Source organism: Streptomyces sp. NPDC052496 (assembly GCF_040679095.1).
Lineage (GTDB): Bacteria > Actinomycetota > Actinomycetes > Streptomycetales > Streptomycetaceae > Streptomyces.
The window spans coordinates 426106-451982 of record NZ_JBFAUH010000002.1; the positions used below are offsets into that span (position 1 = coordinate 426106).

The window sequence follows — 25877 nt, forward strand, 5'->3', positions numbered from 1 at the left end:
GACCCGCCGGGCACAGGACCCGCCTGCCCGCCCGGTGTCCCCCACCCCCGCCGGGTGACCGACAATGGTGGAACAGATGTCTCGGTATCCGGACCGGGGCCGGAATTCCCGGTCCGGTGCGTGAGACTGGTGCAGACCGAGCAGGAAAGTGAAAGAGGTCGAATGATGCGTACGCGTCCGCTGAAGGTGGCGCTGCTGGGCTGTGGAGTGGTCGGCTCAGAGGTGGCGCGCATCATGACGACGCACGCCGACGACCTCACGGCCCGCATCGGCGCGCCGGTCGAGCTGGCCGGGATCGCGGTGCGCCGCCCGGACCGGGTGCGTGCCGGGGTTCCCGCGGAGCTGATCACCACTGACGCGAAAGAGCTGGTCAAACGGGACGACATCGACGTCGTCGTCGAGGTGATCGGCGGGATCGAGCCCGCCCGGTCCCTGATCACCACCGCGTTCGAGCACGGTGCGAGTGTGGTGTCGGCCAACAAGGCGCTGGTCGCCGCGGACGGTGCCGCGCTGCACGCCGCCGCCGAGGCCAACGGTGCCGACCTGTACTACGAGGCCGCCGTGGCCGGCGCGATCCCGCTGGTCCGGCCGCTGCGCGAGTCGCTGGCCGGCGACAAGGTCAACCGGGTGCTGGGCATCGTCAACGGGACGACGAACTTCATCCTGGACAAGATGGACAGCACCGGGGCGGGGTATTCGGAAGCGCTGGACGAGGCCACCGCCCTCGGGTACGCGGAGGCCGACCCGACCGCCGACGTCGAGGGCTTCGACGCCGCCGCCAAGGCCGCCATCCTGGCCGGTATCGCCTTCCACACCCGGGTGACCATCGACGACGTGCACCGCGAGGGGCTGACCGAGGTCACCGCCTCCGACATCGCCTCCGCCAAGCGGATGGGCTGCACGGTCAAGCTGCTGGCGATCTGCGAGCGGGCCGCCGACGGTGCCTCGGTCACCGCGCGCGTGCACCCCGCGATGATTCCGCTGACGCACCCGCTGGCCTCCGTACGCGAGGCGTACAACGCGGTCTTCGTGGAGGCGGAGGCCGCCGGCCAGCTGATGTTCTACGGCCCCGGCGCGGGCGGCTCGCCGACCGCCTCCGCGGTCCTCGGCGACCTGGTGGCGGTCTGCCGCAACAAGCTGGCCGAAACCACCGGCCCCGGCGAGTCCGCGTACACGCAGCTGCCGGTCGGCCCGATGGGTGACGTCGTCACCCGCTACCACATCAGCCTGGACGTGGCCGACAAGCCCGGTGTCCTCGCCCAGGTCGCCACGGTCTTCGCCGAGCACGGCGTGTCCATCGACACGGTCCGCCAGCAGAGCAAGGACGGGGGTGCCGCCCGCTCCGGTGAGACCGTGAACGGGGGAGAGGCGTCCCTCGTCGTCGTCACGCACCGGGCGGCCGACGCCGCCCTGTCGTCGACCGTCGGCGCGCTGCGCGACCTGGACACCGTCCGGGGCGTCGCCAGCATCATGCGGGTCGAAGGGGAGTAAAGGAACCCATGTCTGCCATTTCCACCGCGAGCCGTCAGTGGCGCGGAATCATCGAGGAGTACCGGGACCGGCTGCCGGTCGCGGCGTCGACCGAGGTCGTCACGCTGCGTGAGGGCGGTACGCCGCTGGTGCCCGCCCAGGTGCTCTCCGAGCGCACGGGCTGTGAGGTGCATCTCAAGGTAGAGGGCGCCAACCCCACCGGGTCCTTCAAGGACCGCGGCATGACCATGGCCATCACCCGGGCCAAGGAGGAGGGCGCCAAGGCGGTCATCTGCGCCTCGACCGGCAACACCTCCGCCTCGGCGGCCGCGTACGCCGTACGGGCCGGGATGGTGTGCGCCGTCCTCGTGCCGCAGGGCAAGATCGCGCTCGGCAAGATGGGCCAGGCGCTGGTGCACGGCGCCAAGATCCTCCAGGTCGACGGGAATTTCGACGACTGTCTGACGCTGGCCCGGGGCCTCTCCGAGAAGTACCCCGTCGCACTTGTGAACTCCGTCAACCCGGTACGGATCGAGGGCCAGAAGACCGCCGCCTTCGAGATCGTCGACATGCTCGGCGACGCGCCGGACATCCATGTGCTGCCGGTCGGCAACGCGGGCAACATCACCGCGTACTGGAAGGGGTACCAGGAGTACGCCGCCGACGGCATCGCCGCGCGCACCCCGCGCATGTGGGGCTTCCAGGCGTCCGGCAGCGCGCCGATCGTACGTGGCGAAGTCGTCAAGGATCCGCACACGATCGCGACCGCCATCCGGATCGGCAACCCGGCCTCCTGGCAGTTCGCCGAGCGCGCCCGGGATGAGTCCGGCGGCTTCATCGACGAGGTGACGGACCGTCAGATCCTGGCCGCCTACCGGCTGCTGGCCTCCCAGGAGGGCGTCTTCGTGGAGCCCGCCTCGGCCGCCTCGGTGGCCGGCCTGCTCAAGGCCGCCGACGAGGGCAAGGTCGACCCGGGCCAGCGCATCGTCTGCACGGTCACCGGCAACGGCCTCAAGGACCCGGACTGGGCCGTCGCGGGCGCCCCGCAGCCGGTCACCGTCCCGGTCGACGCGGACGCCGCGGCCGAGCGCCTCGGCCTCGCGTAGGACACCGTTCCGTACGGCGCGACGCACCCGGCCGTCTCCCGCGGCCGGGTGCCCGCCCCCCGTACGACAGCGCGCGGCGACCGCAGGTGCGACACCGCGCGAAAGGGGTTACGGAGCCCGCAGGAACCCCGTAACCTCGGACGGAGCAAACCCTGCAAAGGCTGCAAAGACGGCTGCCGGCCGCGGGCAGCGCGCGACACGCATCGTGCGCCTCCTGTGCGCCCTATGTCGCCACAGAACCTTCCTTCGATAGGCTGGCAGCCAACTCCCCTCCCCACGGCATGCCGCAGTGGTGTGCAGGGCAGGTCAGAACGGTCCCCATGAGCCGGCCGGGCACCCAGGTGCCGCGGCGCTCCGGGGCAGTGCCGCAGCATCACATCAAGGAGAGTCATCGAGCGATGGCCGGTCCAGCGTTCCGCGCCGCCGCCGTCCGGGTGCGCACCCCCGCGACCAGCGCCAATCTCGGTCCCGGCTTCGACGCCCTCGGGCTGTCCCTGGGCCTGTACGACGACGTCGTGGTGCGGGTGGCCGATTCCGGCCTGCACGTCGACATCGCGGGTGAGGGCGCCGAGACCCTGCCGCGCGACGAGAGCCACCTGCTCGTACGGTCCCTGCGCGCCGCCTTCGACCTGCTCGGCGGGCAGCCGCGCGGCCTGGAGATCGTGTGCGCCAACCGCATCCCGCACGGCCGCGGCCTGGGCTCCTCCTCCGCCGCGATCTGCGCCGGCATCGTCGCCGCCCGCGCGGTGACCATAGGGGCCGAACAGAAGCTGGACGACGCGGCGCTGCTCGAACTGGCCACCGAGATCGAGGGCCATCCGGACAACGTCGCCGCCTGTCTGCTCGGCGGTTTCACGCTGGCCTGGACCGATACCGGATCCGCGCGGGCGATCAGGATGGATCCCGCCGATTCCATCGTTCCGGTGGTCTTCGTACCGGGCAAGCCGGTGCTCACCGAGACCGCCCGGGGCCTGCTGCCGCGCACCGTCCCGCACGTGGACGCGGCGGCCAACGCCGGCCGCGCCGCACTGCTCGTCGAGGCCCTGACCAGGCGCCCCGAGCTGCTGCTGGCCGCGACCGAGGACCGACTTCACCAGGAGTACCGTGCTCCCGCGATGCCCGAGAGCGTGGCCCTGGTGAACCGGCTGCGGGCGGACGGCGTCCCCGCGGTCGTCTCCGGCGCGGGCCCCACGGTCCTCGCGCTGGTCCAGGAGGACGCGGCCGACAAGGTCGCCGGCCTCGCGGGCGAGGGGTGGGCGGCCAACCGGCTGGCCCTCGACGCGGCGGGTACTTCGGTGCTGCCGCTCGCCGGGTGATCGACGATTGCCGGTCTTCGAGAGGGGGAATGTTTGTTGGATCCGGTAGTGTTAACCTCAAGTGAGTACGTGACGCCTCAGCGGCGCGGTACTCCGTGTCCCCCATCGGGACCACCTTTCTTCCGGGAGCCTCCCAAACTGCTTGGAGCAGTTGCCTGAGCAGAAGCGAGCACGCTCCGGAATCGGCGTGACGGACATGAGTCACAGACATCTCTTCGCGCCGGAACCATGAACTGATCTCTCCGCCATTTCCGGCGGGACCACCGCCCCGGCCAGGTCCGCAAGTACGGGACCGCAGCCGGACAGCACAACCGGTCGCCGAGCCAGACAGGCCGACGCCCGCTCCAGGGAAGGACCCTTCGTGAGCGACACCACCGATCTGATGGGCGTACGCACCGATGGCAGTGCCACCGCGCCCGCCACGGACGCTCCCGCCGCGCCTGCGCGGCGCCGCCGTTCCGGCACCGGCCTGGACGGCATGGTCCTGGCAGAGCTGCAGCAGGTCGCCTCCAGCCTCGGTATCAAGGGCACCGCGCGGATGCGCAAGAGCCAGCTGATCGAGGTCATCAAGGAGAAGCAGGCCGCCGGCTCCGGTTCCGGCGCCGCTGCCAAGGGCGACGCGCCCGCAGAGACCGAGACCAAGCCCAAGCGCCGGGCGACCTCCAAGGCCCGTACGGGCGAGGACGGCGACGCCAAGGCCACGGGCAAGGCGGACGGCAAGGCCGCCGCCGACAAGGGCGCCGGCCAGCAGCAGATCGACATCCCCGGCCAGCCGAGCGACGAGCAGCCGGCCGGCGAGCGCCGCCGGCGCCGCGCCACCGCCGCCGCGGGCAGCCCCGACAGCGCCGGTGAGGCGAAGGCCGAGGGCCGGACCGAGCCGAAGGCCGAGACCCGTACGGCGCCGCGCGAGGACGCCAAGGCCGAGGCCGCGGCGGACAGCGCCGAGGGCCGCCAGGGCAAGGGCGAGCGCCAGGACCGCGGGGACCGCCAGGACCGCGGCCAGAAGGGCGACCGCCAGGGCCGCGGTGAGCGTGGCGAGCGCGGCCAGCGCGACCGCCGCAGCAAGAACAACGACGGCGGCGACCAGCAGGGCGGCAACCGTCAGCAGCGCGACGGCCGGGACAACCGGGACAACCGCCGGGCGGACGAGGACGGGGACGACTTCGAGGGCGGGCGCCGCGGGCGCCGCGGCCGTTACCGGGACCGCCGGGGCCGCCGCGGCCGTGAGGACTTCGGCAACGAGCCGCAGGTCTCCGACGACGACGTGCTGATCCCCGTCGCGGGCATCCTCGACATCCTGGACAACTACGCGTTCATCCGGACGTCCGGCTACCTGCCCGGCCCGAACGACGTGTACGTCTCGCTCGCCCAGGTCCGCAAGAACGGCCTGCGCAAGGGTGACCACGTCACCGGCGCGGTCCGCCAGCCCCGCGAGGGCGAGCGGCGCGAGAAGTTCAACGCGCTGGTGCGCCTGGACACCGTCAACAGCGTCGCGCCCGAACAGGGCCGCGGCCGCCCGGAGTTCGGCAAGCTGACGCCGCTGTACCCGCAGGAGCGGCTGCGCCTGGAAGGTGAGCCGGGCGCGCTGACGCCGCGGATCATCGACCTGGTCGCGCCGATCGGCAAGGGCCAGCGCGGTCTGATCGTGGCCCCGCCGAAGACCGGCAAGACCATGATCATGCAGGCGATCGCCAACTCGATCACCCGCAACAGCCCCGAGTGCCACCTGATGGTCGTCCTGGTCGACGAGCGTCCGGAAGAGGTCACCGACATGCAGCGGTCGGTCAAGGGCGAGGTCATCTCCTCGACCTTCGACCGCCCGGCCGAGGACCACACCACCGTCGCCGAGCTGGCCATCGAGCGCGCCAAGCGCCTGGTGGAGCTGGGGCACGACGTGGTCGTCCTGCTGGACTCGATCACCCGTCTGGGCCGTGCGTACAACCTCGCGGCGCCCGCCTCGGGCCGCATCCTGTCCGGTGGTGTCGACTCGACCGCGCTGTACCCGCCGAAGAAGTTCTTCGGTGCCGCGCGCAACATCGAGGACGGCGGCTCGCTGACCATCCTGGCCACCGCGCTGGTCGAGACCGGCTCGCGGATGGACGAGGTGATCTTCGAGGAGTTCAAGGGCACCGGCAACATGGAGCTCAAGCTCGACCGGAAGCTCTCGGACAAGCGCATCTTCCCGGCGGTGGACGTGGACGCGTCCAGCACCCGTAAGGAAGAGATCCTGATGGGCAGCGACGAGCTGGCCGTCGTCTGGAAGCTGCGCCGGGTGCTGCACGCCCTGGACCAGCAGCAGGCCATCGAGCTGCTGCTGGACAAGATGAAGCAGACGAAGTCCAACGCGGAGTTCCTGCTCCAGATCCAGAAGACGACCCCCGGCATGGGCAACGGCAACGGCAACGACTGACGCCCGCCCCCTGCGAACGGCCCGCCGGCGCCCGTACAGGCGCCGGACGCGGCCGTAGCCGCTCGGCTGAGCCCTCCTGGTCACTTCGGTGACCGGGAGGGCTTCGTGCTCCCCGTACAAACCCGCAGATTGTTGCCTTGCGCACACGCGCACCGGCCGCGGAGGCCGTCACTCCGCTTTCCGGGTCCGGACGAAATACCTGGTCACCCGGGCAAAAGTCGACTTTTGGCCGGAGCCGGCGCGGGCCCGGTTCTAAGAATGGCTCTCAACCCCGTTGTGCAACCCTTCCGGTCAGCCCCCCGTCTTTCAAGGCGCAACAAGTCTGGGCCGGGCAGTGCACGGCGACGGCGTGGGGCAGCCGAGAGAACGAGGACTGAGGAGCAGATGGCGGACGACAGCAGCGCCGCGAACACGGCCAAGGGCCGTTCCCGCGGCATACGTGCCACGGGCCGCCGCCGCAAGGGCCCGACCCGGCGCCGCCGCGCCCTGACGATCACCGTGTGCGCGCTGGTCAGCTGCGTACTGCTCGGTGGCGCGGGACTCGGCTACGTCTACTTCAAACTCAACGGCAACCTGAAGGGCGTCGACATCAACGCCGCCCTGGGCAAGGACCGGCCCAAGGACCACGACGACGGGTCGATGGACATCCTCGTCATGGGCTCGGACTCCCGGGCGGGCAAGAACAGCGAGTACGGCAGCGACGGGGGCAACGCCCGCTCCGACACCGCGATGATCGTGCACGTCTTCAAGGGCCACAAGAAGGCCAGCGTGGTCAGCGTCCCGCGCGACACCATGGTCGAGCGCCCGGACTGCACCAAGGACGGCAAGAACATACCCGGCCAGCGCAAGGCGATGTTCAACACCGCCTTCGAGGTCGGCGGGCCGGCCTGCGCGGTCAAGACCGTCGAGGCGATGAGCGGCATCCGCATGGACCACTTCGTCGAGGTCGACTTCACCGGCTTCAAGAAGCTCATCGACGCCCTCGGCGGCGTGGACATCACCACCACCAAGCCCATCCACGACAACAAGAGCCACCTGAACCTGGAGCCCGGCAAGCACACCCTCAACGGTGAGGACGCCCTCGGCCTCGTCCGGACCCGGCACGGCGTGCCCGGCGGCGACGGCAGCGACCTGGGCCGCATCCAGCTCCAGCAGACCTTCATCAAGGCACTGATGAAGCAGGTCAAGAACATCGGGCTGCTGTCGAACCCGACGAAGCTCTACGGCATCGCCGACACCGCGACCAAGGCCATCACCACCGACACCGACCTGAACTCCGTCAACGCGCTCATGGGCCTCGCCAAGGAGATGGGCGGCATCGGGTCGGAGAACATCGACATGGTGACGCTGCCGGTCACGTACGACCCGAAGAACCCGTCCCGTGTGCTGCCGCTGGACAAGCAGTCGCGCCAGGTCTGGGACGCGCTGCGCCAGGATCAGGACATCCCGAAGGAAGCGATCAAGGATTCCGCAGGTGACAAGGGCGGAACCGACAGTTACGTGAAGTAGCGGAATCGTTCCCTCAGGCCCGCTCCCCGCACCGTCCGGCCGCTGGGAATACATCCCGGAGCACCCCGGTTTTGGGAGATGAGGCCAGTCCTGGCAGACTGGACCGTCGGCCCCGGTTCACGCGCCGCAATCCGCGGAACGACCCGGAGCCCTCCCGAACCTAGGAGATTCCCTTGAAGCGCGACATCCACCCGGAGTACGTCGAGACCCAGGTCAGCTGCACCTGTGGCGCGTCGTTCACCACCCGTAGCACCGTGGCCGGCGGCACCATCCGTGCCGACATCTGCTCCGAGTGCCACCCGTTCTACACGGGCAAGCAGAAGATCCTCGACACCGGTGGCCGCGTGGCCCGCTTCGAGGCCCGCTTCGGCAAGGCCGCCGGCTCCGCCAAGAAGTAGCGACCCGCAAGGCGCCGGTTCCGTCCCGCCCCCGCGAAGGGGCGGCGGACCGGCGTTTTGTCGTCCAGGCCACGGACCCCGCCGGAGGTCCCGGGCCGCGGCGCACGCCGCACAGGTGCCGGCAACCGGGAACCCCCGGATCCCGGAAGACTCAGCCAGGTGAGGAACCCCCACGATGTTCGAGGCGGTCGAAGAACTGATCGGCGAGCACGCCGACCTTGAAAAGCGACTGGCCGACCCCGCGGTCCACGCCGACCAGCGCGAGGCCAAGCGGCTCAACAAGCGCTATTTCGAACTGACCCCGATCATCGCGGCCTACCGCGCCTGGAAGCAGACCGGCGACGACATCGGCACCGCCCGCGAACTGGCCGCCGACGACCCCGACTTCGCCGACGAGGTCAAGGACCTCGAAGCGCGCCGCGAGGAGCTGACCGAGAAGCTGCGGCTGCTGCTCGTCCCGCGCGACCCCAGCGACGACAAGGACGTCATCCTGGAGGTCAAGGCGGGCGAGGGCGGCGAGGAGTCCGCGCTGTTCGCCGGCGACCTGCTGCGGATGTACCTGCGCTACGCCGAGCGCGTCGGCTGGAAGACCGAGATCCTCGACGCCAACGAGTCCGACCTCGGCGGCTACAAGGACGTCCAGGTCGCCGTGAAGACCAAGGGCGGCAACGGCGCCACCGAGCCCGGCCAGGGCGTGTGGGCCCGCCTGAAGTACGAGGGCGGCGTGCACCGCGTCCAGCGGGTGCCCGCCACCGAGTCCCAGGGCCGCATCCACACCTCCGCCGCCGGCGTGCTCGTCACGCCCGAGGCCGAGGAGGTCGAGGTCGAGATCGGCCCGAACGACCTGCGCATCGACGTCTACCGCTCGTCGGGCCCCGGCGGCCAGTCGGTCAACACCACCGACTCCGCCGTACGCATCACCCACCTGCCCACCGGCATCGTCGTCTCCTGCCAGAACGAGAAGAGCCAGCTCCAGAACAAGGAGCAGGCCCTGCGCATCCTGCGCTCGCGGCTGCTGGCCGCCGCCCAGGAGGAGGCTGAGAAGGAGGCGTCGGACGCCCGGCGCAGCCAGGTCCGCACCGTCGACCGCTCCGAGCGCATCCGGACGTACAACTTCCCGGAGAACCGCATTTCGGACCACCGCGTCGGCTTCAAGGCGTACAACCTGGACCAGGTGCTCGACGGCGACCTCGACCCGGTCATCCAGGCGTGCGTCGACGCCGACTCGGCCGCCAAGCTGGCCGCCGCCCAGTAAGCCCGCAGAACGCCCGTAACACGCCCGTAGAACGAGCCGGAGGAACAGCGTGCCGTCGCCTTCCGGGGGTCACGACCCCCAGCGGCCCCGCCGCGGGCCCAACCCCCGCACCGTGCTGCTCGCCGAGGTGGCCCAGGCCACCCAGCGGCTGGCCGACGCCGGCGTACCCTCACCGCGCTTCGACGCGGAGGAGCTCGCCGCGCACGTCCACGGCGTCAAGCGCGGTGAACTGCACCGGGTTCCCGACGCGGACTTCGACGCCCGCTACTGGGAGGCGATCGCCCGCCGCGAGGCCCGTGAGCCGCTCCAGCACATCACCGGGCGCGCCTTCTTCCGCTACCTGGAGCTGCACGTCGGCCCCGGCGTCTTCGTACCCCGCCCGGAGACCGAGTCGGTCGTCGGCTGGGCGATAGACGCCGTACGGGCCATGGACGTCGTCGAACCGCTCATCGTGGACCTGTGCACCGGCTCCGGAGCCATCGCGCTCGCCCTGGCCCAGGAGGTGCCGCGCTCGCGCGTGCACGCCGTGGAGCTGTCCGACGAGGCCATGCAGTGGGCCCGCAAGAACGTCGAGGGCTCCCGCGTCGTTCTCCAGCAGGGCGACGCGCTGACCGCGCTTCCCGAGCTGGACGGCCAGGTGGACCTGGTCATCTCCAACCCGCCGTACATCCCGCTGACCGAGTGGGAGTACGTCGCACCCGAGGCACGCGACCACGACCCCGAGCTCGCGCTGTTCTCGGGCCAGGACGGCCTGGACACCATCCGCGGCATCGAGCGGACCGCGCACCGGCTGCTGCGGCCCGGCGGCGTCGTGGTCATCGAGCACGCCGACACCCAGGGCGGCCAGGTTCCGTGGATCTTCACCGAGGAGCGGGGCTGGGCCGACGCGGCCGACCACCCCGACCTGAACAACCGGCCCCGCTTCGCCACCGCGCGCAGGGCGACGCCATGACGAGCCCGGCCCCCACGAGTCATCTGTCTGTTCCGCACGAGGAGGTCCGTTAAATGGCACGGCGTTACGACTGCAGCGACGCGACCGACCGCGCGACCGGTCTGCGCGAGGCCGCATCGGCCGTCCGCCGCGGCGAGCTGGTCGTGCTGCCGACCGACACCGTCTACGGCATCGGCGCGGACGCGTTCAGCGCCGAGGCCGTCGGTGACCTGCTGGAGGCCAAGGGGCGCGGGCGCGGTATGCCCTCCCCGGTCCTCGTCGGCTCCCCGAACACCCTCCACGGGCTCGTCACGGACTTCTCCGAGCAGGCCTGGGAGCTGGTCGACGCCTTCTGGCCCGGCGCGCTCACCCTGGTCGCCACCCACCAGCCGTCGCTGACCTGGGACCTGGGGGAGACCCGCGGCACGGTCGCGGTCCGCATGCCGCTGCACCCGGTCGCCATCGAGCTGCTGACCGAGTTCGGCCCGATGGCCGTCTCCAGCGCCAACCTCACCGGGCACCCGTCGCCGCAGGACTGCGACGCGGCCCAGGAGATGCTCGGCGACTCCGTCTCCGTCTACCTGGACGGCGGCCCCACCCCCGCCGCCGTGCCGTCCTCCATCGTGGACGTCACCAGGCCGACGCCGCTGCTGCTGCGCGAGGGCGCGATCAGCGCGGAGGAGCTGCGCAAGGTGGCCCCCGGGCTTGAGGTGGCGAATTGATTGCGCCCCTCGGGCGTGGCATAGCGGGATCCCCAGAGGACAGCTGCCGCACGTTCCGCATCCTCCACGTCAGCACCGGCAACGTCTGCCGCTCGCCCATCACCGAGCGGCTGCACCGGCACGCCCTCGACCTGCGGCTGGGCGCGGACCGCGGCGGCCTGGTGGTGGAGAGCGCCGGCACCTGGGGCCACGAAGGCGCGCCCATGGAGACCCACGCCGCCACGGTTCTGGCCGATTACGGAGCCGATCCGGCCGACTTCACCGGCCGCGAGCTGCTGGACGAGCACGTCATCCGCGCCGACCTCGTGCTGACCGCCACCCGTGACCACCGCGCCCAGGTCATCTCCATGGGCCATTCGGCGGGGCTGCGCACCTTCACGCTGAAGGAGTTCAACCGGCTGGTACGGGCCATAGACCCGGCGACGCTGCCCGAGCCCGACCCGGCGCTGCCCGGCGGCGGGCTGGTCGAGCGCGCCCGCGCCCTGGTCGGCGCGGCCGCCGCGCTGCGCGGCTGGCTGCTGGCGCCGAACCCGGAGGCGGACGAGGTCTACGACCCGTACGGCGCGCCCATCACGTTCTTCCGCTCCATCGGCGACGAGATCAACCAGGCCCTGGACCCCGTGGTGACGGCCCTGACGGGAGTTCCGGCCCGCGCCTGAGGTAGTGGGCGGCAGGCCCGGGAACGCGGGCCAGGGAGGCCGTGGAGGGCGTTCTGAGGGCCGCGGCGCCGGCTTCGTACAGAGCTGCGAAAGCCGCCCCGGAGGGCTGCTCCGGCCCGTCGTGCCGTCGCCCCGGTGGGCCCCGGCACCCGCCGGCGCCATCCGCCGCGCCCGGACGACGCACCGCGCCTACATTGGGAGGCACGTCCCCGTACGAGGCCCGGAGCACGCCATGCCCGCCACCACCACGTCATCCCGGAGCGCGACCACGGCTGCCCGGAGGGAGGCGCCCGTGCCGGGTACCGGGTACGGCGGACACCCGCCGCCCTCCTGGAGCCCCGACTTCGCCGGGCTGCTGGAGCAGGACCCCGAGATCGCCGGGATGCTGCTCGCCGAGGCGGCCCGGCAGGGCGACGGGCTGCAGCTCGTCGCCGCCGAGAACTTCGCCTCCCGGGCCGTGCTGGCCGCCCTCGGCTCACCGCTCGCCAACAAGTACGCCGAGGGGTACCCGGGCGCCCGGCACCACGGCGGGTGCGAGGTCGTGGACCTCGCCGAGCGGGTCGCCGTGGAACGTGCCAAGGCCCTGTTCGGCGCCGAGCACGCCAACGTCCAGCCGCACTCCGGGTCCTCGGCCGTGCTGGCCGCGTACGCCGCCCTGCTGCGCCCCGGCGACACCGTCCTGGCCATGGCGCTGCCGCACGGCGGGCACCTGACCCACGGCTCCCCGGCCAACTTCTCCGGCCGCTGGTTCGACTTCGCCGGGTACGGCGTCGACCCGCACACCGGCCTGCTCGATTACGACGAGGTGCGCGCGCTGGCCCGCGCCCACCGTCCCAAGGCCATCGTCTGCGGCTCGATCTGCTACCCGCGGCACCTGGACTACGCCGCCTTCCGGGACATCGCCGACGAGGTGGGCGCGTATCTGATCGCGGACGCCGCGCACCCCATCGGGCTGGTCGCCGCGGGCCTGGCGCCCAGCCCGGTCCCGTACGCGGACGTGGTGTGCGCGACCACCCACAAGGTGCTGCGCGGCCCCCGCGGCGGCATGATCCTGTGCGGCGCCGAGCTGGCCGAGCGCATCGACCGGGCCGTCTTCCCCTTCACGCAGGGCGGCGCCCAGATGAACGCGGTCGCCGCCAAGGCCGTGGCCTTCGGGGAGGCCGCCACCGACGCCTTCGCGGCGTACGCCCGGCAGGTCGTCGCCAACGCGCGGGCCCTGGCCGCCTCGCTGGCCGCGGAGGGCCTGCCGGTCACCACCGGCGGTACGGACACCCACCTGATCACCGCCGACCCGGCGCCGCTGGGCGCGGACGCCCGTACGGCCAGAGGGCGTTGCGCGGCGGCCGGCATCGTGCTGGACACCTGCGCCCTGCCGTGCGCCGAGGACCCGTCCGGACGCCGGCCAGGGCTGCGCCTGGGCGCCGCCGCCCTGACCACCCAGGGCATGGGGGAGGACGAGGCGGTGCGGGTCGGCGCGCTGATCGCGGCGGCCGTACGGCAGGACCCGCAGGCCCGCGCGGCGACCGCGGCATTGGTCCGGCGCTTTCCCCCTTATCCCGATCCGCGCTGAGACCTGGAACCATTCACACGACGGGGTTGTCTTCCCTTACGTTCACGGATAGGGGGCGGACACGCATATGGTGTGTGGCTGTGATGGCCAGCGATACCAATGGGGCAGCCCGTGCGTGAATACCTGCTGACGCTGTGCGTCACGGCCGCGGTCACTTACCTGCTGACCGGGCCGGTGCGGAAGTTCGCCATCGCGGCCGGCGCGATGCCGGAGATCCGCGCGCGCGACGTGCACCGCGAACCCACCCCGCGCCTCGGCGGCATCGCCATGTTCGGCGGACTGTGCGCGGGCCTGCTGGTCGCGGCCCATCTCGCCAACCTCAAGTCCGTCTTCGAGCACTCCAACGAGCCGCGCGCGCTGCTGTCCGGCGCCGCGCTGATCTGGGTGCTGGGCGTGCTGGACGACAAGTGGGGCGTGGACGCGCTGGTCAAGCTCGGCGGGCAGATGATCGCCGCCGGTGTGATGGTCCTTCAGGGCCTGACGATCCTGTGGATCCCGGTCCCGGGCATCGGCACCGTCTCGCTGAGCCCCTGGCAGGGCACGCTCCTGACGGTGGCTCTGGTCGTCATCACCATCAACGCCGTCAACTTCGTGGACGGCCTGGACGGGTTGGCCTCCGGCATGGTGTGCATCGCCGCCGCGGCCTTCTTCATGTACGCGTACCGCATGTGGTTCGGGTACGGCATCGAGGCGGCCGCGCCCGCGACGCTGTTCTCGGTCGTCCTGATGGGCATGTGCCTGGGCTTCCTGCCGCACAACATGCACCCGGCGCGGATCTTCATGGGCGACTCGGGCTCGATGCTGATCGGGCTGGTCATGGCGGCCGGCGCGGTCTCGGTGACCGGTCAGGTCGACCCCGACCTGCTCAACCTGAAGGCGGGCAGCGTCCGCGAGGCCACCCACGCGATGGTGCCGGTCTACATCCCGCTGCTGCTGCCGCTGACGATCATCGCGGTGCCGGTCGCCGACCTGGTGCTGGCCATCGTGCGCCGTACGTGGAAGGGCCAGTCGCCGTTCGCCGCCGACCGCGGCCACCTGCACCACCGGCTGCTGGAGATCGGCCACTCGCACAGCCGGGCCGTCCTGATCATGTACTTCTGGTCCGCGCTGATCGCCTTCGGCGCCGTGGCGTACTCGGTCAACAACGCGAGCGTGTGGGTCGTGATGGGCATCGTGCTGCTGAGCGCGATCGGGCTGGTGCTCCTGCTGCTGCCGCGGTTCACGCCGCGGGCGCCGCGCTGGATGGAGTGGATGGTTCCGCCGCGGTACCGGCGCAGCGTGCAGGCGGCGGCCGTGGCCGCGGCGGCCGAGGAGAGCGCGGCGGTCGACGCGGCCGGGCAGCTGGACGGCGTGGGGGCGCCGGACGCGGAGGGCGCTCCGGAACGGGAGCGGCAGCCGGTGCCGGCGGGCGTCAACGGGGCGACCGCGATCGGCGACCGGTCGCGGTTCACCGATCGGCGTAAGGCCGGAAGTCATCGCTGAGGCGAGTTTTCGCTCGTACGAGCGACGCTCGAAAATGCCCCCATTGGGCCGCATAGCAGACAGAACGCCGCCGTGTCGCGCTCCAACGCGCGGATTACTGCTCACGTGTGACGGGTAGCACACCGAGCAGGTAAAGACCTCATCAAATAGTTTGTGATACCGTTCACGAAACCCGGCGACAGAGCCGAAGGACCGAAGTGCGACGGTCTTTCGGCCTCAGGATCTCCCTCAGGCCGGGTCTACGCTCGTCCTTGACGACACCACCCCCATTTTCTTGCCGGAGCGCCGCCATGCAGTCCACTGACGCCCGCCTACTTGCCAATGTCTCCGTACCCTCGCTTGCCACCGGCGCCGTCGGCGTCGTGATCAGCGCCGTGGTCGCGGGCGGGCAGGGCGCGATCGGTGCTGCCATCGGAACGGTGCTGGTGCTGGTGCTGATGGGGTCGGGTCTGGTGGTCCTCCAGCAGACCGCGAAGCGCCTCCCGGATCTGTTCCAGATGATGGGACTGCTGCTGTACGCGGTGCAGATCCTGGCCGTCGCGATCTTCATGATCGTCTTCAAGGACACCACGCTCTTCAACGTCAGGGCGTTCGCCTTCACCCTGCTCGCGACCGTCCTGGTATGGATCGCCTTCCAGGCCCGCAGCTATATGAAGGCAAAGGTTCTCTACGTGAATCCCGAATCCGCCGAGTCCAAGAAGGCGGAAACCACGGGGTCGCGGACGTGAGCCGTAGGGCCGGAATAAAAGCCCACGCGAGAGCCTGCTATCGTCCGGTGCCAACTGCGGCGCAGTCGGCGCAGGCGGCTGAGCTTCCAGGTCCCGAGTCAGGGAACCGGTGGCACGTCCGGCCGACGCCTGTGAACCGATCCGGCCCCGTGCCGGTCAGCCGCCCCCCCATCCGTAAGACCAGTCCAGTGCCGCACCGTGGCTCAATGCCGCGCCGACACAACGAGGTTGCCGTACCCATGCGCCACGCTGAAGGAGCTCGCGGTGAGTGCTGAAACGATGCTCGCCCTCGACACGGAGTGCCACCTCTTCATCCCGGGGTGTGGCTTCGAGGCCCCGGGCCTTCATTCGTTCGTCTTCGAGCCCCTTTTCACCATCGGTGGCTACGAGTTCAACAAGCCGATGCTGCTGGCCCTGGTCAGCACGGTGATCATCGTGGCGTTCTTCTGGGCCGCCTTCGGCCGCGCCAAGGTGGTGCCCGGCAAGCTGCAGATGATCGGTGAGGCGGGTTACGACTTCGTGCGCCGCGGGCTCGTCTACGACGCGCTCGGCAAGAAGGAGGGCGAGAAGTTCGTCCCCTTCATGGTCGCGCTGTTCTTCTTCGTGTGGATCATGAACTTGTGGTCGATCATTCCGGTCGCCCAGTTCCCGGTGACGTCGGTCATCGCGTTCCCCATGGGTCTGGCCCTGGTGGTCTACATCACCTGGCTCGTGCTGACGTTCAAGCGGCAGGGCTTCGTCGGCGGTCTGAAGAACCTCACCGGCTACGACAAGTCGCTCGGCTGGGTCCTCCCGCTGATCATGTTCCTGGAACTGCTGCAGCACCTGATCATCCGGCCCTTCACGCACGCGGTCCGGCTGTTCGCGAACATGTTCGCGGGCCACATGCTCATCCTGATGTTCACGGTCGCCAGCTGGTACCTGCTGAACGGCATCGGCATCGCCTACGCGGGCGTCTCGTTCGTCATGACCATCGTGATGACGGCCTTCGAGCTCTTCATCCAGGCCATTCAGGCGTACATCTTCGTGCTCCTGGCCTGTAACTACATCCAGGGCGCGCTCGCCGAGCACCACTGAGCCCCCAGGAACCCAGCAGTCCCACCAGACGTCCGGTGGCCAACCCCCACCGGTCCATGAAAGAGAAGGAAGACACGGCATGTCCGCGACTCTCGAACTCGCCGCCGGCCTCACTGGCAACGTCGCTTCGATCGGCTACGGCCTCGCCGCCATCGGCCCCGGCGTCGGCGTCGGCATCATCTTCGGTAACGGCACCCAGGCCCTGGCCCGTCAGCCCGAGGCCGCCGGCCTGATCCGCACCAACCAGATCATGGGCTTCGCCTTCTGTGAGGCGCTCGCCCTCATCGGCATCGTCATGGGTTACGCGTACCCGTCGGCCTGACCACGGAACGCACCGACGACGCCACTTAGACGGAAGGCATTGATGTGAGCGCCCTGGTGAACATGGCGGCGGAGGTTCCTGAGAACCCCCTCGTCCCGCCGATTCCAGAGCTGGTCATCGGCCTGGTCGCTTTCTTCATCGTCTTCGGCTTCCTCGCGAAGAAGCTTCTCCCGAACATCAACAACGTTCTGGACCAGCGCCGCGAGCAGATCGAAGGCGGTATCGAGAAGGCGGAGGCCCTACAGGCCGAAGCCCAGCAGGTCCTGGAGGACTACCGGTCCCAGCTCGCCGACGCGCGCCACGAGGCCGCCCGGCTGCGCCAGGAGGCGCAGGAGCAGGGAGCGACCCTGATCGCCGAGATGCGTGCCGAGGGCCAGCGGCAGCGCGAGGAGATCATCGCGGCCGGCCACGCGCAGATCGAGGCGGACCGCAAGCAGGCCGCGCAGTCGCTGCGCCAGGACGTGGGCAAGCTCGCCACGGAGCTGGCGGGCAAGCTGGTCGGCGAGTCCCTCGAGGACCACGCCCGCCAGAGCCGGACCATCGACCGCTTCCTCGACGAGCTTGAGGCCAAGGCGGCGTCGGACTCGACGAAGGCAGAGGCCGGCCGATGAATGGAGCGAGCCGCGAGGCACTCGCCTCCGCACGCGAGCAGCTCGACGCGCTGACCGACAACACGGTCGTCGACGCGGCGAAGCTCGCCGAGGAGCTGGCTGCCGTCACCGCTCTGCTCGACCGTGAGGTGTCGCTGCGTCGGGTCCTGACCGACCCGGCGCAGGCCGGCGAGGCCAAGGCCGAGCTGGCCGGGCGCCTGCTGGGCGGCCAGGTCGGCGGCGAGACCGTCGACCTGCTCTCCGGCATGGTCCGCTCCCGCTGGTCGCGCTCGCGCGACCTGGCGGACGCGACCGAGGAGCTGGCGTACAGCGCCGACCTCGTCGCGGCACAGCGGGCGGGCGCCCTCGACGACGTCGAGGACGAGCTGTTCCGGTTCGACCGGATCGTCGCCTCGTCGCACGAGCTGCGCGCGGCACTGACCGACCGCAACGCGCAGGGCCCGGCCAAGGCCGAGCTGCTGCGCTCGCTGCTGGGCGGCCGGGCGAACCCGGTCACCGAGCGCATCGTGGTCCGGCTTGTCGCACAGCCGCGGGGCCGTAGCCTGGAAGCAGGGCTGAACGCCCTGTCCAAGCTGGCCGCGGCGCGCCGCGACCGGATGGTCGCGGTCGTCACCTCCGCGGTCCCGCTCAGCGACACCCAGCGGCAGCGCCTCGGTGCGGCCCTGGCGTCGGTGTACGGACGGCAGGTCCACCTGAACCTCGACGTGGACCCCGAGGTCCTCGGCGGCGTCCAGGTCCGGATCGGCGACGAGGTCATCAACGGCAGCATCGCGGCACGCCTCGAAGAGGCGTCCCGGCGGATGGCCGGCTGACCCACCCACCAACTCAAGAAGTAGTACGGCGGCCCGAGTTGGGCCGTGGACGCAGTGACATCACGGGGGCAACCGCCCCTGCCTGCGGCGGGGGACACGCATGACCCCCGTAAACGACGACGGGCCCAACAAGGAGAGCAGGGAACCCAGATGGCGGAGCTCACGATCCGGCCGGAGGAGATCCGGGACGCGCTGGAGAACTTCGTCCAGGCGTACAAGCCGGACGCGGCCTCGCGCGAGGAGGTCGGGACGGTCAGCGAGGCCGGTGACGGCATCGCGAAGGTCGAGGGTCTTCCCTCGGCGATGGCGAACGAGCTGCTGAAGTTCGAGGACGGCACGCTCGGTCTTGCGCTGAACCTGGAAGAGCGCGAGATCGGCGCGGTGGTCCTCGGTGAGTTCAGCGGTATCGAGGAGGGCCAGCCGGTGCGCCGCACCGGTGAGGTGCTCTCGGTCGCCGTGGGCGAGGGCTACCTCGGCCGCGTCGTCGACCCGCTGGGCAACCCGGTCGACGGCCTCGGCGAGATCGAGTCCGAGGGCCGCCGCGCCCTGGAGCTCCAGGCTCCGGGCGTCATGGTCCGCAAGTCGGTCCACGAGCCGATGCAGACCGGCTACAAGGCCGTCGACTCGATGGTGCCGATCGGCCGTGGCCAGCGTCAGCTGATCATCGGCGACCGCCAGACGGGCAAGACCGCCCTGGCCGTCGACACGATCATCAACCAGCGCGACAACTGGCGCTCCGGCGACCCGAAGAAGCAGGTCCGCTGCATCTACGTCGCCATCGGCCAGAAGGGCTCCACCATCGCGTCCGTGCGCGGCGCGCTGGAGGAGGCCGGTGCCCTGGAGTACACCACCATCGTCGCCGCCCCGGCGTCCGACCCGGCGGGCTTCAAGTACCTGGCGCCCTACACCGGCTCGGCCATCGGTCAGCACTGGATGTACCAGGGCAAGCACGTCCTGATCATCTTCGACGACCTCTCGAAGCAGGCCGACGCCTACCGCGCCGTGTCCCTGCTGCTGCGCCGCCCGCCGGGCCGTGAGGCGTACCCGGGTGACGTCTTCTACCTGCACTCCCGCCTGCTGGAGCGCTGCGCGAAGCTCTCCGACGAGCTCGGCGCCGGTTCGATGACGGGTCTGCCGATCGTCGAGACCAAGGCGAACGACGTGTCGGCGTTCATCCCGACCAACGTCATCTCCATCACCGACGGCCAGTGCTTCCTGGAGTCCGACCTGTTCAACGCGGGCCAGCGCCCGGCGCTGAACGTCGGTATCTCCGTCTCCCGCGTCGGTGGCTCCGCCCAGCACAAGGCCATGCGCCAGGTGTCCGGCCGCCTCCGTGTGGACCTCGCCCAGTTCCGTGAGCTGGAGGCGTTCGCCGCCTTCGGTTCCGACCTGGACGCCGCGTCCAAGGCCCAGCTCGCCCGTGGTCAGCGCATGACCGAGCTGCTCAAGCAGGGCCAGTACGCGCCGTACCCGGTCGAGGAGCAGGTCGTCTCCATCTGGGCCGGCACCAACGGCCACATGGACGACGTCCCGGTCGCGGACATCCGCCGCTTCGAGCGCGAGCTCCTGGACTGGATGGGCCGCGAGAAGAAGGAGCTGCTCACCAGCATCGCCGAGGGCGCCAAGATGTCCGACGACACCCTTCAGGCGCTCGCCGACACCGTCACCGCCTTCAAGCAGCAGTTCGAGACCTCGGACGGCAAGCTTCTCGGTGAGGACGCACCGGTCAGCACGAGCAAGTGACGACGGAAGGGACCTGACCAATGGGAGCCAAGCTCCGGGTCTACAAGCGTCGCATCCGCTCCGTCACCGCGACCAAGAAGATCACCAAGGCGATGGAGATGATCGCCGCCTCGCGCATCGTCAAGGCGCAGCGCCAGGTGGCGGCATCGACGCCGTACGCGAGTGAGCTGACCCGCGCGGTGACGGCGGTTGCCACCGGATCGAACACCAAGCACGCCCTGACGACCGAGGTGGAGAAGCCGTCCCGGGCCGCGGTGCTGCTCATCACGAGCGACCGTGGTCTGGCCGGCGGCTACTCCTCCAACGCCATCAAGGCCGCCGAGCAGCTCACCGAGCGGCTCAAGGCCGAGGGCAAGGAGGTCGACAGCTACATCGTCGGCCGCAAGGGTGTCTCGTACTACGCCTTCCGTGAGCGCAAGGTCACGGAGTCGTGGACCGGCTTCACCGACAGCCCGACGTACGCGGACGCCAAGGCCGTCGCCGGGCCGCTGATCGCCGCTGTCCAGCAGGACACGGCCGAGGGCGGCGTGGACGAGCTGCACATCGTCTACACCGAGTTCGTCTCGATGATGACGCAGACGCCGGTCGACAACCGGCTGCTGCCGCTCAGCCTCGAAAAGACGGCCGAGGAGGCGCAGGCGTCGTCCAAGGGCGAGATCCTGCCGCTGTTCGACTTCGAGCCGTCGGCGGAGGACGTCCTGGACGCCCTGCTGCCGCGGTACGTCGAGTCGCGCATCTACAACGCGCTGCTGCAGGCCGCCGCCTCCAAGCACGCCGCCACGCGGCGCGCGATGAAGTCGGCGACCGACAACGCGGAAGAACTCATCAAGTCGCTCTCGCGGCTTGCCAACGCGGCCCGCCAGGCCGAAATCACCCAGGAAATCAGCGAGATCGTCGGTGGCGCGAGCGCACTGGCCGACGCGACCGCGGGGAGTGACTGACAAATATGACCACCACTGTTGAGACGGCCACGGCGACGGGCCGCGTCGCGCGGGTCATCGGCCCGGTCGTCGACGTGGAGTTCCCCGTCGACGCGATGCCGGACATCTACAACGCTCTGCACGTCGAGGTCGCCGACCCGGCCGAAGAGGGCAAGCTCAAGACGCTGACCCTCGAGGTCGCCCAGCACCTGGGTGACGGCCTGGTCCGCGCCATCTCCATGCAGCCCACCGACGGCCTGGTCCGCCAGGCCACGGTGACCGACACCGGCGCCGGCATCACCGTGCCGGTCGGTGACGTCACCAAGGGCAAGGTGTTCAACACCCTCGGCGAGATCCTGAACGTGGACCCGTCCACGGTCGAGGTCACCGAGCGCTGGCCGATCCACCGCAAGGCCCCGAACTTCGACCAGCTCGAGTCGAAGACCGAGATGTTCGAGACCGGCGTCAAGGTCATCGACCTGCTGACCCCGTACGTCAAGGGCGGCAAGATCGGTCTGTTCGGCGGCGCGGGCGTCGGCAAGACCGTCCTCATCCAGGAAATGATCTACCGCGTGGCCAACAACCACGACGGTGTGTCGGTGTTCGCCGGTGTCGGTGAGCGCACCCGTGAGGGCAACGACCTGATCGAGGAGATGTCGGACTCCGGCGTCATCGACAAGACCGCGCTGGTCTTCGGCCAGATGGACGAGCCCCCGGGCACCCGTCTGCGGGTCGCGCTGGCCGGTCTGACGATGGCGGAGTACTTCCGTGACGTCCAGAAGCAGGACGTCCTCTTCTTCATCGACAACATCTTCCGGTACACCCAGGCGGGTTCCGAGGTGTCCACCCTGCTGGGCCGCATGCCCTCCGCGGTGGGTTACCAGCCGAACCTGGCGGACGAGATGGGTCTCCTCCAGGAGCGCATTACCTCGACCCGTGGTCACTCGATCACCTCGATGCAGGCGATCTACGTCCCCGCGGACGACCTGACCGACCCGGCGCCGGCCACCACCTTCGCCCACCTGGACGCGACCACCGTTCTCTCGCGTCCGATCTCGGAGAAGGGCATCTACCCGGCGGTGGACCCGCTGGACTCGACGTCCCGCATCCTGGACCCGCGCTACATCTCGCAGGACCACTACGACTGCGCCTCGCGCGTCAAGACGATCCTGCAGAAGTACAAGGACCTCCAGGACATCATCGCGATCCTCGGTATCGACGAGCTGGGCGAGGAGGACAAGCTCACCGTCCACCGTGCCCGTCGTATCGAGCGCTTCCTGTCGCAGAACACCCACGTGGCGAAGCAGTTCACCGGTGTCGACGGCTCGGACGTGTCGCTGGACGAGTCCATCGCGGCGTTCAACGCGATCGCCGACGGTGAGTACGACCACTTCCCCGAGCAGGCGTTCTTCATGTGCGGTGGCCTTGAGGACCTGAAGGCGAACGCCAAGGAGCTGGGCGTCTCCTGAGGCCCGGCCGCGTTCCGGGGGCGGCCCTGGCCGCCCCCGGTCCGTACGACCACTAGTATTTGACCCAACATCTGCCGCACCCGGCAGGTGGAGACCCGAGGAGCCATCGTGGCTGAGCTGCACGTCGAGTTGGTCGCCGCCGACCGTCAGGTCTGGTCGGGCGAGGCCAGCCTGGTCGTCGCGCGCACCTCGTCGGGCGACATCGGCGTCATGCCGGGGCACCAGCCGCTGCTCGGCGTGCTGGAGTCCGGCCCGGTGACGATTCGTACGACCGGCGAGGACGGGGACGGCACCGTCGTCGCCGCCGTGCACGGCGGCTTCATCTCGTTCGCCGACAACAAGCTGTCTCTGCTCGCGGAGATCGCCGAGCTGTCCGACGAGATCGATGTCCAGCGCGCGGAGCGGGCCTTGGAGCGGGCGAAGTCGGAGGCCGACGCGGCCGCCGAGCGCCGCGCCGATGTCCGGCTGCGCGCGGTGGCGGGCGTGCACTGAAGCCCACCACCGACGAGTTCGTCCCTCAGCCGCGGGCTGCGCTGGAATCCTCCAGGGCGGTCCGCGGCTGAGGCAATGCAGGTGCGTTTTCCCCTCGCGCCCGAACCGGCGCGTGGGTACCCCCATCGAGGCGAGGAGGTCGGTTCGGATGGTCCTCGCTCTGCTCGTGAGCGGCGCGGTCGTCGTACTGGTGCTGCTGGGGCTCTTCGTCTTCGGACTACGGCGACGGCTCATCCAGCGCTCCGGCGGCACGTTCGACTGCAGCCTGCGCTGGAACGTGCCCGACGAGGAGGCCGAGCCCAGCGGCAAAGGCTGGATCTACGGCGTCGCCCGCTACAACGGTGACCGCGTCGAGTGGTTCCGCGTCTTCTCCTACGCGCCCCGCCCGCGCCGCGTCCTCGAACGCTTCTCCATCGAGGTGCTGGAACGCCGCACCCCCCAGGGCGAGGAAGAACTCGCCCTCCTCTCCGACTCCGTCGTGCTCGCCTGCCGCCACCGCGGTACGAGGCTGGAGCTGGCCATGAGCGAGGACGCCCTGACGGGCTTCCTGGCGTGGCTGGAGGCGGCGCCGCCTGGACAACGAGTCAATGTGGCTTGAATAGAGGAGCTCGTTGGTCGGGGGTGCCCCCGGACGGAGTCTGGGGGAGAGTCAATGTGGCTTGAATAGAGGAGATCGTTGGTTGGGGGTGCCCCCGGACGGAGTCTGGGGGAGAGTGAACGTGGCGTAACCCGATCCACCTGTTTCCGCAGGCCGAAGGCCGGGAAGGCGGGGGCGACGCCGCCTCCCCGGCCGGTCCGGGGTGGTGAGCCGGGTTACTTCAGGCCGCTGTCGATGGCGGTCATCAGTTCGCCGTCGGCCGTGTCACCGCTGAACTCCCAGAAGAAGGCGCCGCCCAGTCCCTGCTGCTTGGCGTAGGTCATCTTTCCGGTGATGGTCGCCGGGGTGTCGTAGCTCCACCAGTTGCTGCCGCAGCGGGCGTAGGCGGTGCCGGCGACGGTGCCGGTGGACGGGCAGCTCGCCTTGAGGATCTTGTAGTCCTCGATGCCCGCCTCGTACTTGCCGGGGGCCGGGCCGGTGGCGGTGCCGCCGGGTGCGTCCTGGGTGACGCCGGTCCAGCCGCGGCCGTAGAAGCCGATGCCGATCAGCAGCTTCTTCGCGGGGACGCCCTTGGCCTTCAGCTTCTGCAGGGCAGCGTCGGTGGTGAAGCCCTGTTTGGGGATGCCGGGGTACGACGTCAGGGGCGAGTGGGGGGCCGTGGGGCCGGTCTTGTCCCAGGCGCCGAAGAAGTCGTACGTCATGACGTTGTACCAGTCGGCGTACTGCGAGCCGCCGCCGTAGTCCGCCGCGTCGATCTTGCCACCGTCCGAGCCGTCGGCGGTGATCGCCGCGGTGACCAGCTGCTTGCCGAACTTGGCGCGCATCGCCTTCATCATCTCGGCGAACGCCGCCGGGCCGCTGGTGTCGCAGGTCAGGCCGCAGGCGTTGGGGTACTCCCAGTCCAGGTCGATGCCGTCGAAGAGGCCGGCCCAGCGCGCGTCGTTGACCAGCTGGTAGCAGGAGTCGGCGAAGGCCGCCGGGTTCTTGACCGCGTCGGTGAAGCCGCCGGACCAGGTCCAGCCGCCGAAGGACCACAGGATCTTGATGTGCGGGTACTTCGCCTTGAGCTTCTTGAGCTGGTTGAAGTTGCCCCGCAGCGGCTGGTCCCAGGTGTCGGCGACGCCGTCGACGCTCTGGTCGGCGGTGTACGCCTTGTCGGTGGCCGCGTAGGCGTCGCCGATCGTGCACCGGCCGCCCTGGACGTTGCCGAACGCGTAGTTGATGTGCGTCAGCTTGCTCGCGGAGCCGGAGGTGACCAGGTTCTTGACGTGATAGTTGCGGTCGTAGACGCCCCACTCGGTGAAGTAGCCCAGCTTGACGGCGTCCACGGGCTGTCCGCCGCCGCCGGTGGTGCGCACGGTGGTGGGCGCGCTGGCGGGGCCGGTCTGGTCGGCGGTGTCGCGGGCGACGACGGTGTAGGTGTACGAGGTGTCCTTGGTCAGGCCGGTGTCGGTGTAGGCGAGTTTTTCGACGGTGGCGACCTTGGTGCCGTCGCGGAGGATGTCGTAGTTCTTGACGCCCTTGTCGTCGGTGGCGGCGGTCCAGGTCAGCCGTACGGAGGTGTCGGTGACCTCACCCGCCACCGGCTTGCCGGGCGCGGACGGCGGGGTGTCGCCGGGCTGCGCCCCGTCGCAGGGGCCGCCGTTGAGCTTGCAGCCGGTCACCTCGCCGCCGCCGGAGCCGGTGCCGACGAAGCCGAAGCTGACCGAGGCGCCGGGGTTGATGGTGCCGTTCCAGTTGACGTTCTTGGCGGTGTAGTGCCCGTTCGAGCCGCTGACCTGGGCGTCCCAGGCGGAGCCGACGGTGGTGCCGGCGGGGAAGTCCCACTCGACGGTCCAGCCTTGGATGGTGGTGGTGCCGGTGTTCTTCACCGTCCACTGCCCCTGGAAGCCGGTACCCCAGTCGGAGACCTTGGTGTACGTGGCGGTCGCCGCCTCGGCGGCGTGCGCGGGGGTGGCCCCGGCCAGGCCGATGAGGGCGGCCACGGGCAGGAGGAGTGCGGTGAGGGCCGCGAGGGCTCTTCGTCGGGCGTGGGTGGTGCGTGTCAGGGTTCCGGGTGTCACGGATGCTCCCAGGTGAGGGGGTGGAGGGTGGGGGAACCTGCGCCGCCCGGTGAGCGCTGTGGGGCGCGCTCACCGCAAAGATGTGAAGGGAGCGTAAAAAGGTCCAGACCTACGGTCAAGAGGTCTGGACCAAAGTGGGTGGCGCCCTCCGCGCCCGCCGCGCCGCCCGCGCCCTCCGCGCCGCCCGCGCCCTCCGCGCCGCCCGCGCCCTCCG

23 protein-coding genes are annotated in these 25877 nt (G+C 70.2%); 22 read left to right on the top strand and 1 reads right to left on the bottom strand.

Annotation, left to right across the window (positions count from 1 at the left end; genetic code table 11):
* The first annotated feature begins 162 nt into the window (after positions 1-162).
* From AB0L45_RS05320 to AB0L45_RS05425, 22 genes are all read left to right on the top strand, one after another.
* Positions 163-1491, top strand: a complete 1329-nt coding sequence (locus AB0L45_RS05320) for a homoserine dehydrogenase (RefSeq protein ID WP_365836295.1) — start codon at positions 163-165, stop codon at positions 1489-1491.
* 8 nt (positions 1492-1499) lie between these two features.
* Positions 1500-2576: a threonine synthase gene (gene thrC / locus AB0L45_RS05325; protein WP_365836297.1), complete on the top strand. Its 1077-nt coding sequence runs from the start codon at positions 1500-1502 to the stop codon at positions 2574-2576.
* Between the two features lie 398 nt (positions 2577-2974).
* On the top strand, positions 2975-3892 hold the full coding sequence (gene thrB, locus AB0L45_RS05330) for a homoserine kinase (protein WP_125054241.1): 918 nt from the start codon (positions 2975-2977) through the stop codon (positions 3890-3892).
* 361 nt (positions 3893-4253) lie between these two features.
* Positions 4254-6302, top strand: coding sequence for a transcription termination factor Rho (rho, locus tag AB0L45_RS05335; protein WP_365836299.1), 2049 nt, complete (start codon positions 4254-4256; stop codon positions 6300-6302).
* A gap of 384 nt (positions 6303-6686) precedes the next feature.
* The gene (locus AB0L45_RS05340; RefSeq protein ID WP_365836301.1) at positions 6687-7811 is read left to right on the top strand and encodes an LCP family protein; all 1125 of its coding nucleotides are present in this window, start codon (positions 6687-6689) and stop codon (positions 7809-7811) included.
* Positions 7812-7984: 173 nt separating this feature from the next.
* Complete coding sequence (gene rpmE / locus AB0L45_RS05345) at positions 7985-8209, top strand: 50S ribosomal protein L31 (RefSeq protein ID WP_003981327.1); 225 nt, start codon at positions 7985-7987, stop codon at positions 8207-8209.
* A 175-nt stretch (positions 8210-8384) separates the two neighbouring features.
* The gene (prfA, locus tag AB0L45_RS05350; RefSeq protein ID WP_365836303.1) at positions 8385-9464 is read left to right on the top strand and encodes a peptide chain release factor 1; all 1080 of its coding nucleotides are present in this window, start codon (positions 8385-8387) and stop codon (positions 9462-9464) included.
* Between the two features lie 112 nt (positions 9465-9576).
* Positions 9577-10416, top strand: a complete 840-nt coding sequence (gene prmC / locus AB0L45_RS05355; protein WP_365836385.1) for a peptide chain release factor N(5)-glutamine methyltransferase — start codon at positions 9577-9579, stop codon at positions 10414-10416.
* A 53-nt stretch (positions 10417-10469) separates the two neighbouring features.
* Complete coding sequence (locus AB0L45_RS05360; RefSeq protein WP_365836305.1) at positions 10470-11117, top strand: L-threonylcarbamoyladenylate synthase; 648 nt, start codon at positions 10470-10472, stop codon at positions 11115-11117.
* Positions 11114-11776, top strand: coding sequence for a protein-tyrosine-phosphatase (locus AB0L45_RS05365; RefSeq protein WP_365836307.1), 663 nt, complete (start codon positions 11114-11116; stop codon positions 11774-11776). Before AB0L45_RS05360 ends, AB0L45_RS05365 begins: the two co-directional genes overlap by 4 nt.
* Positions 11777-12008: 232 nt before the next feature.
* Positions 12009-13346: a serine hydroxymethyltransferase gene (gene glyA, locus AB0L45_RS05370; RefSeq protein WP_365836309.1), complete on the top strand. Its 1338-nt coding sequence runs from the start codon at positions 12009-12011 to the stop codon at positions 13344-13346.
* Positions 13347-13445: 99 nt separating this feature from the next.
* A complete protein-coding gene (locus tag AB0L45_RS05375) occupies positions 13446-14828 on the top strand; it encodes an MraY family glycosyltransferase (protein ID WP_365836311.1) in 1383 nt (460 codons plus the stop codon).
* A 290-nt stretch (positions 14829-15118) separates the two neighbouring features.
* Positions 15119-15556, top strand: coding sequence for a hypothetical protein (locus AB0L45_RS05380; RefSeq protein ID WP_365836313.1), 438 nt, complete (start codon positions 15119-15121; stop codon positions 15554-15556).
* 279 nt (positions 15557-15835) lie between these two features.
* Positions 15836-16633, top strand: a complete 798-nt coding sequence (gene atpB / locus AB0L45_RS05385) for a F0F1 ATP synthase subunit A (protein WP_030022193.1) — start codon at positions 15836-15838, stop codon at positions 16631-16633.
* Positions 16634-16712: 79 nt separating this feature from the next.
* Entirely contained in the window at positions 16713-16955 is a 243-nt protein-coding gene (atpE, locus tag AB0L45_RS05390) for an ATP synthase F0 subunit C (RefSeq protein ID WP_030595669.1), read from the top strand.
* A 44-nt stretch (positions 16956-16999) separates the two neighbouring features.
* Positions 17000-17566: a F0F1 ATP synthase subunit B gene (locus tag AB0L45_RS05395; protein ID WP_365836315.1), complete on the top strand. Its 567-nt coding sequence runs from the start codon at positions 17000-17002 to the stop codon at positions 17564-17566.
* Positions 17563-18378, top strand: a complete 816-nt coding sequence (locus AB0L45_RS05400) for a F0F1 ATP synthase subunit delta (RefSeq protein WP_365836317.1) — start codon at positions 17563-17565, stop codon at positions 18376-18378. Before AB0L45_RS05395 ends, AB0L45_RS05400 begins: the two co-directional genes overlap by 4 nt.
* Before the next feature lie 150 nt (positions 18379-18528).
* Positions 18529-20121, top strand: coding sequence for a F0F1 ATP synthase subunit alpha (atpA, locus tag AB0L45_RS05405; RefSeq protein ID WP_365836319.1), 1593 nt, complete (start codon positions 18529-18531; stop codon positions 20119-20121).
* A gap of 20 nt (positions 20122-20141) precedes the next feature.
* A complete protein-coding gene (locus AB0L45_RS05410; RefSeq protein WP_365836321.1) occupies positions 20142-21062 on the top strand; it encodes a F0F1 ATP synthase subunit gamma in 921 nt (306 codons plus the stop codon).
* A gap of 5 nt (positions 21063-21067) precedes the next feature.
* Positions 21068-22510 carry a F0F1 ATP synthase subunit beta gene (atpD, locus tag AB0L45_RS05415; protein WP_365836323.1) on the top strand — a complete coding sequence of 481 codons (1443 nt, stop codon included), beginning with the start codon at positions 21068-21070 and terminating at the stop codon, positions 22508-22510.
* Between the two features lie 108 nt (positions 22511-22618).
* Positions 22619-23002 (top strand): F0F1 ATP synthase subunit epsilon, encoded by a 384-nt coding sequence (locus AB0L45_RS05420; protein WP_003981308.1) that lies wholly within the window; start codon positions 22619-22621, stop codon positions 23000-23002.
* A gap of 148 nt (positions 23003-23150) precedes the next feature.
* Positions 23151-23600: a DUF2550 domain-containing protein gene (locus AB0L45_RS05425; protein ID WP_360132083.1), complete on the top strand. Its 450-nt coding sequence runs from the start codon at positions 23151-23153 to the stop codon at positions 23598-23600.
* Between the two features lie 215 nt (positions 23601-23815).
* On the opposite strand, the gene AB0L45_RS05430 is transcribed toward AB0L45_RS05425, so the two are convergent.
* Complete coding sequence (locus tag AB0L45_RS05430; protein WP_365836325.1) at positions 23816-25663, bottom strand: glycoside hydrolase family 18 chitinase; 1848 nt, start codon at positions 25661-25663, stop codon at positions 23816-23818.
* Positions 25664-25877 lie beyond the last annotated feature (214 nt).

Coding starts and splice junctions, on each gene's coding strand:
- AB0L45_RS05340 (WP_365836301.1), top strand. CDS start 6,687: ATGGCGGACGACAGCAGCGCCGCGAACACGGCCAAGGGCCGTTCCCGC.
- AB0L45_RS05410 (WP_365836321.1), top strand. CDS start 20,142: ATGGGAGCCAAGCTCCGGGTCTACAAGCGTCGCATCCGCTCCGTCACC.
- AB0L45_RS05360 (WP_365836305.1), top strand. CDS start 10,470: ATGGCACGGCGTTACGACTGCAGCGACGCGACCGACCGCGCGACCGGT.
- thrC (WP_365836297.1), top strand. CDS start 1,500: ATGTCTGCCATTTCCACCGCGAGCCGTCAGTGGCGCGGAATCATCGAG.
- glyA (WP_365836309.1), top strand. CDS start 12,009: ATGCCCGCCACCACCACGTCATCCCGGAGCGCGACCACGGCTGCCCGG.
- AB0L45_RS05400 (WP_365836317.1), top strand. CDS start 17,563: ATGAATGGAGCGAGCCGCGAGGCACTCGCCTCCGCACGCGAGCAGCTC.
- prfA (WP_365836303.1), top strand. CDS start 8,385: ATGTTCGAGGCGGTCGAAGAACTGATCGGCGAGCACGCCGACCTTGAA.
- atpE (WP_030595669.1), top strand. CDS start 16,713: ATGTCCGCGACTCTCGAACTCGCCGCCGGCCTCACTGGCAACGTCGCT.
- AB0L45_RS05375 (WP_365836311.1), top strand. CDS start 13,446: ATGGGGCAGCCCGTGCGTGAATACCTGCTGACGCTGTGCGTCACGGCC.
- AB0L45_RS05320 (WP_365836295.1), top strand. CDS start 163: ATGATGCGTACGCGTCCGCTGAAGGTGGCGCTGCTGGGCTGTGGAGTG.
- atpD (WP_365836323.1), top strand. CDS start 21,068: ATGACCACCACTGTTGAGACGGCCACGGCGACGGGCCGCGTCGCGCGG.
- AB0L45_RS05380 (WP_365836313.1), top strand. CDS start 15,119: ATGCAGTCCACTGACGCCCGCCTACTTGCCAATGTCTCCGTACCCTCG.
- thrB (WP_125054241.1), top strand. CDS start 2,975: ATGGCCGGTCCAGCGTTCCGCGCCGCCGCCGTCCGGGTGCGCACCCCC.
- atpA (WP_365836319.1), top strand. CDS start 18,529: ATGGCGGAGCTCACGATCCGGCCGGAGGAGATCCGGGACGCGCTGGAG.
- atpB (WP_030022193.1), top strand. CDS start 15,836: ATGCTCGCCCTCGACACGGAGTGCCACCTCTTCATCCCGGGGTGTGGC.
- AB0L45_RS05425 (WP_360132083.1), top strand. CDS start 23,151: ATGGTCCTCGCTCTGCTCGTGAGCGGCGCGGTCGTCGTACTGGTGCTG.